Below are 15,391 nucleotides of genomic sequence, written 5' to 3' on the forward strand. Positions count from 1 at the left end.
TGTTCGGGCAAGAATATATTATCTCCGGGACGGTTTGTCGGCGCGTGAGAGACGGGTATTGCCCGATGACCGGCGCGGAGAATTGGCAAATTCAAAGACTTGGTCGCTCAGGCTGTTGATGACCTTGTTATCGATTGCCGTGGCATCTTGTCCGATCGAAAAAGCCTTCGAGGAAACCGGCCTGTCGAACTCGACGAGATTGCCGCGCAGTTCCGGTGCCGCTGAATCCCAAGCGCTGATGACCGGAGTGGTTGAACGGGCGACCCGCACATAGAGCCGGTTGTTCAGGATGCGGGGGCTCTTTCCACCGAAATAGGCCGCTCGTTCAAAAATGCCGAGCAGCATCATATCCTCGAAAACAGCATGGTCGCCCAGAAACACGAAAGCATTGGAACGCGTGGAGGAGCGCAGGTCGACGACGCTGTGGCTGACCTGGATTTTCGGCGCATGGGCGCCGCATATGAACGATGCGCTGCCGTCGGTTTTGATGCCGCTGATGACAATGCCGGGGGCAGCTCCGCCATGTACATAAATGCAGGGGTTAATATCCGACGCCCCGTTGCTGGTGGAGGTGAATTCGGGATCGAGAATCTTCGTGGAGCCCGCGAGATATCCGATGTCGATAGCGGCGCGCTTCGGCGGGGCGTTGGCGCGACGCGTATAGGCTTCGTGCGTCCATTTGCGGATTTTCGGCCTGATGATGCTGACATTGTCTGCAAACGATTCAATTGCCGCCTTTTTGTTTCCGTCAAAGATGCAGTCGGTCACCTCGATATCCCGCACTCCGTTGATACGGGTGATCAGCAATCCCGGGCCCTGATTTCCGTCGAACAAGATATTCCGCATCCGGATATTGCGGATCCGGTCCGGTGGACGCGCCGGTTGATCGTCGGGTTCGAGGTCGATCCCCGCGCACGGGCCGTTGCCGACATCCCAAAGCCCGTTCGTCAATCCGTATCGGCCGCCGTCGATCAGCCCGTCGATACCCTCGACAAGCGAAAGTCCTTGGCGGAAATTATTGAGCGCAATGCAATTTTCGAGCACCCAGCCGGAAGGGCAATCCGCGAGCGTTACGGCGCCTTTGGCGCCGGTGCCGTTCCCGTCCGACCCCGCATAGATCAGGAAGCCGTCGCAGGTGCCGTTGACGGCGCGAACCTCACGGAATTTCCAGCGATGGCATTTGTCGACGACGATCACGTGGGCCGGATTTTCGGCCGCAACGCGTTTCTCGCGATTTCCGTCGCAAACGAGGTCGATTACCTGAAAGTCGTTGCACTGGACGATATAGAGCGCCGAACCGCCCCAGCCAGTCGGGGCTCCGTCGGCGAGTTGGATACGATGCCCGTTCCCGCGCAGGATGAAATTGGATTTCGAGCCGAGGACCAGTTGCGAGGGTATGATATAGTCGGCGTCGAGCTCGCCGTTAACGCCATTGCCGATGGCGTCGAGAAATCGCTGTAACCGGATTAATATTGTATCGCCCGGCTGGCGGAAATCCTCTGGCGCTACCATGGGGGGCTTTCACTTGAACGAGGATGGCCGGGCAATCGCGCATGACGCGTCGAACGGCTCGTTGATCCGGTCATATCGCCGTTGATCGCGATTGGCGAGACGGGATGCGCCGAACACAGGCGACTTCAATCTTGCTGTTGAAGGGGCTTGCCGTTACCGGCGCGCCATGCAGCATGCGAAACGCTTTGATATCCAGCTACTACGCGGCGTCGCCGTCACCACGGTAGTTCTTTACCACGCGTTCAAGGATGTTTTTCCCAAGGGCTTTCTGGGTGTCGACGTCTTCTTCGTCATCTCCGGCTTTTTGATCTGCGGGATGATCCTGCGCCAGTTGCGGGATGGACGATTTTCATTCGTCGAATTTTATGTGCGGCGCGCGCGGCGTCTGCTGCCGGCGAGCTTTGCAACATTGCTCGGTACCGCACTGCTCGCTGCTCTATTGCTGACGCCCGACGAATTTTCCGCTTTTTCGATGCAATTGCTCGGCTCGCTGACATTTTCGGCGAATTTCGTCTTCGCGACAGGGACTGGGTATTTTGACGGCGGGGCCGATACCAAGCCGCTCCTGCATATATGGTCGCTCTCGCTCGAGGAGCAATTTTACTTCGTCGCTCCGCTGCTACTCTGGCTTACCCCGCTTCGCGCCCGCCTGCCACTCATGATCGTCGCCACGATCGCCAGTCTCGGACTGTGCCTGTTCCTTGCGACCGGCGTGCCGATCGGATCGATCGCCGGACAGACCATCGAAAATCTTGCATTCTATATGCTGCCGTCGCGCGCCTGGGAGCTCCTGATTGGCGGAATGGCCGCGTGGATCATGATCGTGCGGCCCGATTTGCAGATTCCGCGCGGCGTGAAGCCGGTACTGCTCGCGTCGATTATTCTCGTCGCGTGGATCGGGGTAGCCGACGTTCATCCCGGCTGGGATGCCATTATCGTTACGCTGGCAACGGCGATCTTGCTCCTCGGCAAGGACGACTGGCTCTTGCAATCGGCGGTGGCAGCGCTGGTCGGGCGGATCGGTGACTGGTCCTATTCTCTATACCTCGTTCACTGGCCGCTGTTCTCTTTCGCCTATATTTCCTATCTCGGCACTCCGCCTCTGGCCGTCATGATCGCCCTCGTCGCTTTGGCGGTGCTGCTGGCGTGGTTGCAATACCGGTTTGTCGAGCAGCCGTTCCTCGCCCAGCCAAGGCCCCGGTTCGTCTGGCCGGTAATCATCACGGTTGCCCTGTTGTTGCTGGCGACAAGCTTTGGATTTCGCGCCGCCGCGGTCAGCGATCCCGATGCCGCCGGGGTTGTCGGTCTGTCGGAAAATTGCGATCGCCTGTCGCCGGGCGCTGCCGAATGCCGCACGTCGCGGGCACCGACTATCCTGCTATGGGGTGACAGCTATGCCCAGCATCTCGTGCCCGGTCTTCGTAGCATTGTCCGTCGGGGCGAAGGGTTCGAACAAGCCACTTTCCCTGCCTGCGCGCCATTGCTCGGACTTGTACAGACGGGCCACGGTTTTTCCCGGCCATGGGCAGACAGTTGCGTCGGTTTCAACGAGGATGTGGCTTCACGGCTGAACAAGCTGCCTAGCGTCCGCTACGTGATCCTTGCCTCCTCATATGTCCAGACGTTCAGCGACAACCAACTCGAACTGTTGGTAGACGGTAAGATCGTGCCGTGGAAAGATGGCCTTGCAGGGCAGCATCTGGTGCGAACGATCCGTGCTGTCCAGGCTGCGGGGAAAATTCCCGTGATCGTCGGCCCCACCCCGATAGCGAACTTCAATGTCGGGGCGTGTTCTCGCCGGGAAAAGGGCGGTCATATTGTACTTCGCCGGAACGCATGTGCGGTGACTTCACGCGATATCGTCACGAAGGAGATTGATCGCGAACTTATGGAAATTGCAGAAAGAACCGGTGCGAGAATATTGTTGCCGTCGGACCTTTTTTGTCGCCAAGGGCATTGCGTAACGCAGGTTTATGGCGATGCCCTCTACCGCGACCAGGGGCACATGACCAGAGCTGGCTCACGATATCTTGCCATGCAGAAGCTCCGTGCGGCTATTCAATAGCGGCGCGGCGCGCGGAACTTTCACGGGCAGGGGGCCGGATACAGCGCTCTTAGTGGTGATGCAGTCCAAATTTTCGATGAGAATGACGCGCTTCAGTTGCGGTCAGACTCGCAATTGAACCAGTGTCGGCAATAAGGCGTTGGGCCCGCGCGGCTCCAACGCGTTGCCGCCAGCAGGCTGTTCCCGAGAAGCTGAGATCGCAGCGACTGGGCACCCTCTGCGGATAAATCGTCGCTATGGCGTTCGTCCGGCGATCCTTTCACGTTAATTTGGGCATATACGTTAGTTTCCTGTCAACAGCAGAAAAGCGTAAATAATATTTGATCGCCAAAAGGATGCCTGACGATCAGGTCCGGTTGGAAAAAGCCAAAGATAGGATGTTTGGCGCCAAATTGAATCGAGCAGTGGTCATTTTTGACATGCTGGACAAATGAGAACCCTCGTGGAACAGCGGCAAGTGATTCGGCCGTCACATGGAGGATGATATCGGGTAAGCGCGTGCTCGGGGAGCGAATCGCTTTGCGGATTGTCTCGATCGTCACGGGCGGCGTTCCTGAGATTATGTCTCCGAAATGGTAGTCCGATGATCTTGGCCCACTGCACGGCGCAATCATGTGGTGCGCAAGCGCAAGCCAAAATTCAGTGGCACGCCGTCGAGAGGCAACATATTAGCAAGCACATACACCAATCTGGCGCCACGTACGGCGAAGCGTTGGCATTGTGGATCTCTGTTTGGAAGTGCAGCGTTGATGTCTGAAAATACGAAGGTCGCTAACATCGACCACAAGACTGTAGAAGGTTTCGGCGACGAGTGGGCGGCCTTTGATCAAACTGCGCTCAAAGAAGAGGATTGGCGTCAACTTTTCGACGGATACTTTTCCGTTTTTCCTTGGGCGACGCTCTCTGATGATGCCTCCGGTTTTGATTTGGGCTGCGGGTCGGGGCGATGGGCGCGTGGCGTTGCGCCGCGTGTGGGCAAGTTGCATTGTATCGACCCTTCCGAAAAAGCGCTGGATGTTGCGCGGCGCGTGCTGGGCGATCGGGGAAATGTCGAGTTTCATCACGCAGGCGTTGATGAAATCCCGTTACCGGACTCCAGTCAGGATTTTGGCTACTCGCTGGGCGTGCTTCACCATATCCCTGACACAGAGGCTGCGATGCGGGCATGCGTAGCAAAGCTCAAACCTGGCGCGCCGTTCCTTGTCTATCTCTATTACGGTTTTGATGACCGGCCCGCTTGGTTTCGAGCGCTTTGGAAGCTGAGTGATTTTGCCCGGAGAGTGATCAGCCCGCTGCCATTTCCTCTTCGTAAGTCGCTTACGGCAGTGATCGCGGCAACGGTGTATTGGCCCTTGGCGCGGACGGCGGCGCTCGGCGCACGCATGGGATTGAACGTGGATGTCCTGCCGTTGAGTTTTTATCGCGACCAGAGCTTTTATACGATGCGGACCGATGCTCTCGATCGTTTCGGGACGCTGCTGGAGCAGCGATTTACTCGGCCGCAAATTGAAACGATGATGCAGGCCTGTGCTCTTAAGGCAATCAGATTTCGGGAGGGAGCGCCATATTGGGTCGCATGCGGAATCAAAATCGACGATGGGGATTGAACATCCGTGCTGAACGCTTGAACAAAGCGCAGGTCCGTCGCGGAGATTTGTGCCTGCGATGCAGGGGCAGGTGAGCGGATAGCTCGCCTCGCGCCGCGCCCTCCCGTTCGTTCGAGACTGTTTCCGTATCACTGGGCTCTTGGCAAAAACATAGCCGTTTCATCCCATTTTGTGTCTTTCAGCCTCTAAAAGCTTCTATCCAAATCCAGACTTTCGGCGTCGATGTTCGTTTAACATGCCTGGGTGTTTTCGAGGGATCACGGACTAAAGTTGGTAGCGGATAGGGCAACTTGCATAGGCAAGGCGCAGGGCCGAAAGAGAGGGTGGGAGTGAGACATGAATTTCGGATTCGACAATAGCTTTTACCGTAGCATGGAAGGTTTTTATTCCCCTGCGGAAGCTGCAATACCCTCCGCGCCCAAGCTTCTGATTTTCAACCATATACTGGCAACGCAGCTTGGACTGGAAGCGGCGTCCGCGGACGACGAGACACTGGCACGGTTGTTCTCCGGGGAGGTGCTTCCCGAGGGTGCCGACCCGCTGGCGCTTGCTTACGCTGGTCACCAGTTTGGTCATTTCTCGCCGCAGCTTGGCGATGGCCGTGCGCTGTTACTGGGTGAAATCGTCGCGCCCGATGGCGCGCGCTTCGACATTCAGCTCAAAGGGTCGGGACCTACCGCCTTTTCGCGTAACGGAGACGGACGCGCAGCAATCGGTCCGGTATTGCGCGAGTTTCTCGTATCCGAAGCGATGGCCGCGATGGGGGTGCCGACGACGCGCGCGCTGGCAGCGGTGGCGACGGGTGACCGTGTGCAGCGCGAGCGGGCGCATCCCGGTGCGGTGCTGACGCGCGTTGCGAGCAGCCATATCCGTGTCGGTACCTTTCAGTTCTTTGCCGCACATTATGGTGCCGATCACGTTACACAGCTCGCGACCTACAGCATTCGTCGCCATTTCCCCGATCTGGTCGATACCGAAAACCCACCGCTCGCGTTGCTCGACAGGGTTATCGCTCTTCAATGCGAATTGATCGCCCATTGGCTTGGCGTCGGGTTCGTTCATGGTGTGATGAACACCGACAATGTCGCAATCAGCGGCGAAACGATCGATTACGGTCCTTGCGCCTTCATGGATCGTTTTGCGGGCCATACGGTGTTCAGTTCTATCGATGCGAACGGCCGTTACTCCTATGGTCGGCAGCCGCACATCATGCATTGGAATATGGCGCGTTTCGCCGAAGCGCTGCTGCCTGCGGTTCATGCGGTCAACCCGGCCAGCGTCGATACGGCGAAGGCGATGGTCGAGGCGATACCGAAACGTTTCAGCGGGGAGTGGCTGAAAAGGATGCGGCAAAAATTGGGCTTCGCCGAAGCCGCCGAGGGCGACGAGGTGCTCATCGACGGGCTGTTTGACGAACTCGAAAAACATCAGATCGATTTCACGCTCTTTTTCCGGGGGCTGGCGATGATATTGCGCGGCGACGGAATGATGCTTGAAAACCTGTCGCCGGATCCCGAGGCGATGGCGCCTTGGATTTTCGACTGGTGGGAACGGGTCGCCCGTGAAACCGACGCGCCGCTCGATCGCGCTGACGCGATGGATGCAATCAACCCGCTCTATATTCCGCGCAATCATAAGGTGGAGGCAGCGCTCGCCAGCGCAGAGGCGGGCGATCTCGCTCCGTGGACCGAACTGCTCGATGTGGTCCGCAATCCCTATGTCGAGCGCGCGGAATGGCAGGACTATGCCGTTCCCGCGCCGGCCGATGCCGGGCCCTACACGACCTTCTGCGGAACCTGAGCGCCGCGGCGGTTGAGCGCACCTCTGGCGCTTGCTAGGGGAAGGGCCGACGCCTCCTTCAGGAAGAGAAACTTGCCCGATATCCAAGCACAGCAGGCGGCCGGAAGCGCGACTCCGGTCAAGATCACCGTCGTCGGTACCGGCTATGTCGGCATTTCGAACGCAATATTGCTGGCGCAGCGCAGCCGGGTGGTCGCGCTCGACATCGATTCGCGCAAAGTCGAACAGATCAACGCCAAGCAGTCGCCGATCGCCGATCCTGAGATCGAGGAATATCTTGCGAACCGGTCGCTGGATCTCATCGCGACGACCGATCGCGACGCCGCCTATGACGGCGCTGATTTCGTCATCGTCGCGACCCCGACCGACTATGATCCCGATACCAATTATTTCAACACGCGCACGGTCGAAAGCGTGATCGCCGATGCGCTGGTAAAGGCGCCGGGCGCACTGATTATCGTCAAATCGACGGTGCCGGTTGGTTTTACCGAACGGATGCGTGCCGAGCACAGCAGCGATGCAATCGTCTTTTCGCCCGAATTCCTGCGCGAAGGGCGAGCGCTTTACGACAATCTTTACCCCTCGCGCATCATCGTCGGTGACACGCACCCCCGCGCCGCAGAATTCGCGCGCCTGCTGCTCGATGGATCGCTGAAGCCCGATGCGGAGATTTTGCAGACGGGCAATACCGAGGCCGAGGCCATCAAGCTGTTCGCCAACACCTATCTTGCGATGCGCGTAGCCTTCTTCAACGAGCTTGATACCTATGCCGCCTCGCACGGCGTGGATTCGCGCCAGGTGATCGAGGGCGTGTGCCTCGACCCGCGGATCGGGCAATTCTACAATAATCCGTCCTTCGGCTATGGCGGCTATTGCCTGCCCAAGGACACCAAGCAGATGCTGGCCAACTATAAGGATGTCCCCCAGAACCTGATCCAGGCCATCGTGTCCTCCAACACGACGCGCAAGGATTTCATCGCATCGGAAGTCATTAAGCGGGCGCCGCGCGTCGTCGGCATCCATCGGCTCGCGATGAAGGCGGGGTCGGACAATTTTCGCGCCAGCAGCATCCTGGGCGTGATGAAGCGGGTGAAGGCCAAGGGGATCGAGGTGATCGTTTATGAACCGCTGGTCGCGGACGATCGCCTGTTCAATTCGCGCGTTATCCGTGATCTCGAGGCATTCAAGGCCGAAGCCGATGTCATCATCGCGAACCGCGTGACCGACGATCTCGCCGACGTTGCGGACAAGGTTTACAGCCGTGACCTGTTCGGCGCCGACTCCTGACTTTCGCCATCGACGCAACTCGCCGCATCGCCGGGAACTGTCCCATTGTCGGAGAGTTAGCTAGTCAAATGGGGAGAAACGGGTTGCACAGCCATATCTCGCAAGCCACAAGTGTGCATCGGTGGCCAGCAGATGAAAAAATCTGACATTTCGCGTGTATCGTCAGGCCGCCGACCCGTGCGGATGCGGCCGCTCTTGATCGGTGCCTGCTCCTTTCTTTGTCTCGCTTGGGCGGGCGCCGCGCAGGCGCAGCAGGTCGAACCGCCGCAGGTCGTCCGGACACTCGACGCGAACAAGGCAGACCCGATCGCTGCTCCGTCGCCGCCTCCGCCCGATGTGGTCCTGCCTGAGGTCGCCCCGATCATCGAGGATGACGAGTTCGAAAAGGCGATTCCGCCGATCAGCGCCGAGGACGATGCGGAACTCGACCGTCCGCTCGAATCGATCGCCGATTTTGAAAAACGTCAGGCTGCCGAGGCGGCGAAACGCCGCAAACCGGCTGGCGAGGACAGCGCCGATGCGACCGTCGAAACGCAGCCGCCCAAGGTTGACGGCGTACCGGTTCCCGCGCTCGCCGACGGCGATGCGGTGGAGGCGATCGGCGACGCGCCGATCACCGACAGCGAGCTAGCGGCACCGCTGCCTCCGCTCGAAAATTTCGACGTAGAGCCGGTGCAGTTTGCGGAAGCCGAGGATGACAAGGGCAATGTCGAGATCGCCTATTCGGTAAAAGTGAATGGGCTCGACGCAGCCGACGATAGTACCGACGTCGATCTCGCCGACCTGTTCGGCGATTTGTCGGCGCTTTATGACGGCGACGGAAAGGCCGACAATGCGGCGATGATCCGCGCGCGCCTGACCGCAGATGGCGAACTGATGCAGCGCATCCTTGCGTCCGAAGGCTATTATGACGCCGTCGTCGACACGCGCATCGACCGCGGCGAACGCGAGGAAGGGCAGGAGGGTCAGGAAGGCCAGCAAACGCAGCAAGGCCGGCGTCGGTCGATCACCGCCGTGATCGATGTAAAACCGGGCAAGCGCTATACGCTGGCCGATATCATCATTAATGCCGGGCCGACGGTTCCGCCGACCCTGATCGCCGACAATTTTCCGCTCGCCGTCGGCGAACCGATCGTCGCACAGCGCATTCAGGGCGCCGAAGCTGCGATCGCGCTCAAGCTGCCACAGGAAGGCTATCCCTTCGCCAAGGTCGGACAGCGCGACATATTGCTCGATGGTGCTACGGGCGACGGCGTCTACACCTTGCCCGTCGATATTGGGAAACGGTCGCGCTTCGGCGGGATCGAGACGACGGGCGACCTTGCTTTCGATGCCGAGCATGTCGCGGTCCTCGCACGTTTCAAGCGCGGTGACCTCTACGATAGCCGTATGGTCGACGATCTTCGACAGGCGTTGGTTGCCACCGGCTTGTTCGCCACCGTCGCCGCTGAGCCACAGCCGACCGGTGAGAGCGCGGGCGACGACACCGAATATGTGACGATGCTGGTGACCCAGCAGGCGGGGCCGCCGCGCACTCTCGCCGCCAGCGCCGGCTACGGGACGGGCGAGGGGATCAGGCTTGAAGGTAGCTGGACTCATCGCAACCTGTTCCCGCCCGAAGGTGCGCTGACCTTCCGCGGGGTATTGGGCACGCAGGAGCAGGGGATCGGGGCAACGCTTCGCCGTTCGAACGCGGGCCGCCGAGATCGTACCATGGAGCTCGTCACCGAGGTCACGCGCAGCAACTATGATGCGTTCAACGCAATCACGGGCCGCGTCGGCGTGCGCGTCAGCTATGATTCGACGCCGATCTGGCAGAAGAAATTTACCTATGCCTATGGTGCCGAACTGATCGCAACACGCGAGGATGATTATGATTTCAACCAGGGTGCGCGGTCGTATGATTTCTACACGATCCTCGGCCTGACCGGGCAAGTCGGGATGGACCGGACCGACAGCCTGCTAAACCCGACCAAGGGCTTTCGTATTACATCGCTGATCCAGCCCGAAGGCTCGCTTGCGGGTCGCTTCTCGCCTTATGCGCGGCTGCGGACCGACGTCAGCGGCTATTATCCCGTGACCGACAGCATCGTCGTGGCCGGGCGCGTGCGCGTTGGCTCGATCCTCGGGGCTGCGCGCGAGCGGTTGGCGCCGTCGCGGCGCTTCTATGCCGGCGGCGGCGGGTCGGTGCGCGGATTCGGCTATCAGGAACTTGGGCCGAAGGATCCGAACAACGATCCGATCGGCGGCCGCAGCGTCGCCGAGGCGGCGTTCGAGACGCGCTATCGCTTTGGCAATTTCGGCGTTGTCGGCTTCGTCGACGCCGGGCAAGTTTATCGCTCGTCGGCGCCGACTTTCCAAAATCTGCGCTTCGGTGCCGGGATCGGTGCGCGCTATTACACGAACTTCGGTCCGATGCGCTTCGACGTCGCGACCCCGATCGGGCGCAAGCCCGGTGAAGCGCGGGTCAGCGTCTATGTTTCGATAGGGCAGGCCTTTTGATGGCTGACGACGCCGCCTTCGCCGAAGACGAAACCGTGCCCGCAAAGGCATCGCGTTCGTGGCCGCTCACTATATTGCGTTGGATCGGCCTGAGCCTGCTCGGGCTGGTGCTGCTGTCCGCGTTATTCCTTGTCGGGCTCAATAGCGATGCGGGGCGGCGTTTCGTTGTCACCCAGATCGAGAAATATGAATTCGAAAACGGGATGAAGATCGGCATCGGCCGGCTCGACGGGTCGCTTTATGGCCAGATGGTCATCCGCAATCTTACGCTGTCCGATCCGAAGGGCGTTTTCCTTGCGTCGCCCGAGGTCAAGGTCGACTGGCGGCCGATCCGCTATCTCGCGAACCATGTCGACATTCGCTCGGCAACCGCGGCGACGATGACGATGCGCAAGCTGCCCGAGTTCAAAGTCGTTCCCGACACCGGCGAACCGTTGCTGCCCGACCTCGACATCGACGTCGGGCTGTTGCGCGTCGACCGCTTCATCTTTGAGCCCCTCGTTGCGGGTGAGCGGCAGGTTGCCAAATTGAACGGCAAGATCGCGATCGCCGACCGCCGCGCGCAGGTCACGGCCAATGCCGAGACGATTGCCGGTGGGGGCGGGGAGGGCGATGCGTTGAAACTTGTACTCGACGCGGTGCCCGAGGCGAACCGGCTTGCGGTGACGCTCGACATGACGGCGCCCAAGGGCGGCGTGCTCGCGGCAATGGGTGGGTTCAAGGAAACGCTCACCGCGAAGCTCGACGGCCGCGGTGATTGGAAAGCCTGGAACGGCAATCTGACCGCGAACCTCGGCGCTGCGCCGCTCGCGCGCGTCGCGCTGACGGGGCGCGATGGCACTTTTACGGCAAAGGGGAAGGCGCAAGCATCGCGCCTGATGGCCGCAGGGCCGGTCGTTGAGTTGCTGGGGAGCGAAACGGCGATCGATCTTACGGCACGCCTCAACGACCGTAAGGCCGCGATAGACGGGCGGCTGTCGTCCGACGCGGCACAACTCGGCATCAGCGGCGGAATCGACCTTGGCACCAGTCGCTACGAGGGTCTGAAACTCGCCGCCAATATTCTCCGCCCGAGCGCGATTGCGCCAGCGGTGCGAGCCAATGGACTACGGGCTACAGCGACGCTCGATGGCGCCTTCGCGCATCCGACGGTCGATTATCAGGCGAATGCCAACAGTCTCGCGGTGAATGACATCATCGTCGAGGGGATCGTGCTTGCTGGCAAGGCGCGCGTCGATGCCGACCAGATCGTCATTCCGGTAGCGGGACGCGCCGCGCGCATCCGCGGCCTCGATACGGTTGCGGGCGGGACGTTGGTCCAGGTGCGGCTCGACGGCGACCTCGCGTACAGCAATGGCCGCATCCTCAGCGACAATCTGCGTCTGCGCTCGCCGCGCATCGACGCCAAGGCAATCATCATCGCCGATCTCAACAAAGGCTTTTACACCGGCGCGATCGACGGGCGGATTAACGATTATCGGATCGAAAGCGTCGGCATCTTCGACATCGATACCGACGCTGATCTTAAGACCGCGCCGCGCGGCGGGTTCGAGATCGTCGGAAACGTTCGCGCCCGCTCGACCCGGCTGTTCAATTCGGGCGTGCGCGATTTCCTCGGCGGCAGTGCGACGGCTTCTAGCGCGGTGCGTTATGGCACCGACGGCATTATCCGCTTCTCGGGCCTCCGCCTGTCGGCGCCGCGGCTGCGGGTAACGGGCGGGCAGGGGAGTTATGCGCCGAACGGCCAGATACGCCTGACCGCACAGGCCCATTCAACCGACTATGGTCCTGTCGGGGTTCAGCTTGCGGGGACGATCACCGACCCGCGCGCGGTTGTAACGGCTGCACGTCCCGGCCTTGGGATCGGGCTCGCCAATCTGGTGGCCAAGATCAACGGCGCACCGAACGGCTACCGGCTCGCGGCGACCGGTGAAACCGATTATGGCCCACTGTCCGCTGACGTCGTGCTGCTGACAGCCAAGGGGCCGCTGACGATCGATGTCGAGCGCGGCGACCTGTCGGGGATCGGCTTCAACGGCAGACTGGTAAAAAGCGATGCGGGGCCCTTCGTCGGTCAGCTCAACGCTTCGGGGCAGGGGCTTGGCGGCCTCGTCCGGCTGACCGCCGCCGGAAAATATCAGGCGGCTGCGATCAACGTCCGCGCGAACGACGTCGTGCTCCCCGGCGCAGCGAAGCTCGCGGTCGGGTCGGCGATCGTCGATGCCGACGTTACCCTTTACGACACGCCGCATGTGGTCGCCGACATCCAGATCGCCGACACGCAGATTCGCGAATATGACATTGCCGTCGGGCGCGTGAAGATCGACTATCGCGACGGCGCGGGGCGCGCGCAGGCGCTGGTCGAAGGAACGAGCGGTGTCCCGTTCCGCATCGCAGCGAACGCCGACCTTCAACCCAAACTCTGGCGCGCGTCCGTGCAGGGCCGGGCGACAGGGATCAATTTCCGGACCACGTCGCCCGCACGCATTATTCCGGGCCCCGACGGTTATGAATTGCTACCAACGAACGTCAGTCTGGGGCGCGGCAGCAGCGCGCGTGTCGCCGGCCGCTTCGGCGATGGGATCATGATTCAGAGCCGCCTCGAACGCGTCAATATGGCCATCCTCAATGCCGTCTATCCCGACATGGGGCTGGGCGGCCGCGCAACGGGCAGCCTCGATTTCGAACAGGCGAATTCCGACAGCTTCCCGCGTGCCGACGCGCGACTGACGATCACCGATTTCACGCGTACGACCGCGGCGTCGGTCAGCCAGCCGGTCGATGTCAATTTCGCAGGCAAGCTCCTCGTCGACGGTGGCGAAGCGCGCGCGGTGATGCGCAAGCGCGGCAGCGTGATCGGGCGTCTGCAGGCGTCGCTGCGTCCACTGGGTGCCGGTGCGGGGACCTGGACCGAACGTTTGATGGCAGCGCCGCTCGGCGGGGGCATCCGCTACAACGGACCCGCCGACACGCTCTATTCCTTCTTTGGCCCGGCGACGCAGCATGTGTCGGGACCGATTGCGGTCGCCGCTGATTTTAGCTGTAGCGTTTCCGATCCATGCCTGGAGGGCGTCGTTCGCGGCAAGGATATGGTCTATGAAAACCAGACCTATGGCACACGGTTGACCAATATGGTCGTGAACGGCCGCTTCACGGGCAACCGGCTCGAGATCGAGCAGCTTACCGCGACGGCTGGCGACGGCACGGTGCAGGCGAAAGGCTTTATCAGCCTCGCGTCGGCCGACGGCTATCCGATGAATATTTCGGCGACGCTCGATAATGCGCGGTTGGCCAAGAGCGAGAATATCGCCGCACGTGCGACGGGTAATCTGACGCTTGAGAAGGTCGCGGGACAGACAGCGCTGCTGTCGGGCAGCCTGCGCCTTCCTGAAACACGCTATCGCATCATTCGTGAGGGCGCGGCGCAGGTTCCAGTGCTCACCGGGGTTCGGCGCAAGCCGCCTGCGGGCCGCCAGCGGATCAGCGGCGATGGGCTCGCGGCGGTCGGCGGCAGCCTGTTCGACCTCATCCGCCTCGATATTGCATTGAAAGCCCCTGACGAAATTTATGTCAGCGGCATGGGGCTCGAATCCGAGTGGAAGGCCGATGTGGTGCTGCGCGGTACGACGCAGGATCCACGCGTTACGGGTGAGATCGAACTGGTGCGCGGTACGCTGGGTTTCGCGGGCCGCTCGTTCGAATTGCAGGAAGGTCGGGTGACCTTCCCGACGGGCGAAGCCTTCGATCCCGCGATCCGCCTGCTCGCCAGCGACACGATTGAAACCGTGACGATCAGCATCAGCGTCACTGGGCGCGCGAGCAATCCGCAGATCGCCTTCTCGAGCGTCCCGGGCTTGCCGCAGGACGAGATCGTCTCGCGCATCCTGTTTGGCGATTCGATCACCACCCTGTCGCCGCTGCAGGCGGTGCAACTCGCATCGTCGCTCAACACGCTCAGCGGCACGGGTGGCGGATTGAGCCCGCTTGGATCGCTTCAATCGGCCACGGGGATCGATCGACTGCGCGTGCTCGGCCCCGACGATACCGTCGGGCGCGGTGCGGCGTTGGCCGCCGGCCAATATATCACCAAAGATATCTATCTGGAGGTGATCACCGACGCGCGCGGCTATACCGCGACGCAGCTCGAGGTTAGCCTGACTCCGGCGCTGTCGCTGCTCAGCCAAGCGGGCGGATCGGGCCAGTCGAACCTCAGCATCCGTTATCGCAAGGATTATTGATGCGCGCCGCCGCCCTGCTTGTTCCGCTGTTGCTGCTCGCGGCATGCAAGGACGAGCCGCGTTTCGAGGAACGATACGACAAGGCGGCGAAAGAGATTGAGGCGCGCGCAAAGGCGATGGATGCCGACATCGCCAAGTCCGACACTGCCGCACGGGCCGCATCGGAAAACTTGCAACCAGCGGCCAAGCCGTCTAACGCGCCCACGTCATCTGGGGAGTAGCCAGCCGTCCTTCGGGGCGGGCCACCGTGTCAACATACTCGGCCGAGAGGTCGTGGTGCGGTGGAAGCGGGAGACCGCTTGGGCGAGACCAATGGCATCGACCTTCGTCCGGGCCGGGCGGCGGGTTTGATGTCTATTGGAATCGCGAAGCCGCTCGGC

At 61.1% G+C, this 15,391-nt stretch carries 10 protein-coding genes and 1 riboswitch; of the genes, 8 read left to right on the forward strand and 2 right to left on the reverse strand.

The features are described from left to right. Positions 1-18: 18 nt before the first annotated feature. Positions 19-1,197 (reverse strand): hypothetical protein, encoded by a 1,179-nt coding sequence (locus KEC45_RS07350; RefSeq protein WP_252171806.1) that lies wholly within the window; start codon positions 1,195-1,197, stop codon positions 19-21. On the opposite strand from KEC45_RS07350, the gene KEC45_RS07355 reads away from it, so the two are divergent. Beyond that, positions 1,174-1,461, forward strand: a complete 288-nt coding sequence (locus tag KEC45_RS07355; RefSeq protein WP_252171807.1) for a hypothetical protein — start codon at positions 1,174-1,176, stop codon at positions 1,459-1,461. The genes KEC45_RS07350 and KEC45_RS07355 overlap by 24 nt on opposite strands. Positions 1,462-1,678: 217 nt before the next feature. Beyond that, complete coding sequence (locus tag KEC45_RS07360) at positions 1,679-3,577, forward strand: acyltransferase family protein (RefSeq protein ID WP_252171808.1); 1,899 nt, start codon at positions 1,679-1,681, stop codon at positions 3,575-3,577. A 293-nt stretch (positions 3,578-3,870) separates the two neighbouring features. Here KEC45_RS07360 and KEC45_RS07365 read toward each other — a convergent pair whose 3' ends face one another. Further along, complete coding sequence (locus KEC45_RS07365) at positions 3,871-4,119, reverse strand: hypothetical protein (protein ID WP_252171809.1); 249 nt, start codon at positions 4,117-4,119, stop codon at positions 3,871-3,873. A 72-nt stretch (positions 4,120-4,191) separates the two neighbouring features. On the opposite strand from KEC45_RS07365, the gene KEC45_RS07370 reads away from it, so the two are divergent. The 6 genes from KEC45_RS07370 to KEC45_RS07395 all read left to right on the forward strand — a co-directional run bounded on the left by KEC45_RS07370 (position 4,192) and on the right by KEC45_RS07395 (position 15,232). Further along, a complete protein-coding gene (locus KEC45_RS07370; RefSeq protein WP_252171810.1) occupies positions 4,192-5,184 on the forward strand; it encodes a class I SAM-dependent methyltransferase in 993 nt (330 codons plus the stop codon). A 336-nt stretch (positions 5,185-5,520) separates the two neighbouring features. After that, on the forward strand, positions 5,521-6,984 hold the full coding sequence (locus tag KEC45_RS07375) for a YdiU family protein (protein WP_252171811.1): 1,464 nt from the start codon (positions 5,521-5,523) through the stop codon (positions 6,982-6,984). A 72-nt stretch (positions 6,985-7,056) separates the two neighbouring features. Then, positions 7,057-8,271, forward strand: coding sequence for a nucleotide sugar dehydrogenase (locus tag KEC45_RS07380; RefSeq protein ID WP_368389964.1), 1,215 nt, complete (start codon positions 7,057-7,059; stop codon positions 8,269-8,271). Positions 8,272-8,403: 132 nt separating this feature from the next. Beyond that, positions 8,404-10,773, forward strand: coding sequence for an autotransporter assembly complex family protein (locus tag KEC45_RS07385; protein ID WP_252171812.1), 2,370 nt, complete (start codon positions 8,404-8,406; stop codon positions 10,771-10,773). Further along, the gene (locus KEC45_RS07390) at positions 10,773-15,011 is read left to right on the forward strand and encodes a translocation/assembly module TamB domain-containing protein (protein WP_252171813.1); all 4,239 of its coding nucleotides are present in this window, start codon (positions 10,773-10,775) and stop codon (positions 15,009-15,011) included. The genes KEC45_RS07385 and KEC45_RS07390 overlap by 1 nt, the downstream gene beginning before the upstream one ends. Beyond that, complete coding sequence (locus KEC45_RS07395; RefSeq protein ID WP_252171814.1) at positions 15,011-15,232, forward strand: hypothetical protein; 222 nt, start codon at positions 15,011-15,013, stop codon at positions 15,230-15,232. Before KEC45_RS07390 ends, KEC45_RS07395 begins: the two co-directional genes overlap by 1 nt. Then, positions 15,211-15,387, forward strand: a riboswitch (yybP-ykoY riboswitch). It overlaps the preceding gene by 22 nt. Positions 15,388-15,391 lie beyond the last annotated feature (4 nt).

It is taken from the genome of Sphingopyxis sp. USTB-05 (assembly GCF_023822045.1).
In the GTDB taxonomy this organism is placed as follows: Bacteria; Pseudomonadota; Alphaproteobacteria; order Sphingomonadales; family Sphingomonadaceae; genus Sphingopyxis.

Excerpts from the sequence above, each read along its gene's own strand:
- KEC45_RS07355 (WP_252171807.1), top strand. The coding sequence starts at position 1,174 with ATGGCATTTGTCGACGACGATCACGTGGGCCGGATTTTCGGCCGCAAC.
- KEC45_RS07360 (WP_252171808.1), top strand. The coding sequence starts at position 1,679 with ATGCAGCATGCGAAACGCTTTGATATCCAGCTACTACGCGGCGTCGCC.
- KEC45_RS07375 (WP_252171811.1), top strand. The coding sequence starts at position 5,521 with ATGAATTTCGGATTCGACAATAGCTTTTACCGTAGCATGGAAGGTTTT.
- KEC45_RS07385 (WP_252171812.1), top strand. The coding sequence starts at position 8,404 with ATGAAAAAATCTGACATTTCGCGTGTATCGTCAGGCCGCCGACCCGTG.
- KEC45_RS07390 (WP_252171813.1), top strand. The coding sequence starts at position 10,773 with ATGGCTGACGACGCCGCCTTCGCCGAAGACGAAACCGTGCCCGCAAAG.
- KEC45_RS07395 (WP_252171814.1), top strand. The coding sequence starts at position 15,011 with ATGCGCGCCGCCGCCCTGCTTGTTCCGCTGTTGCTGCTCGCGGCATGC.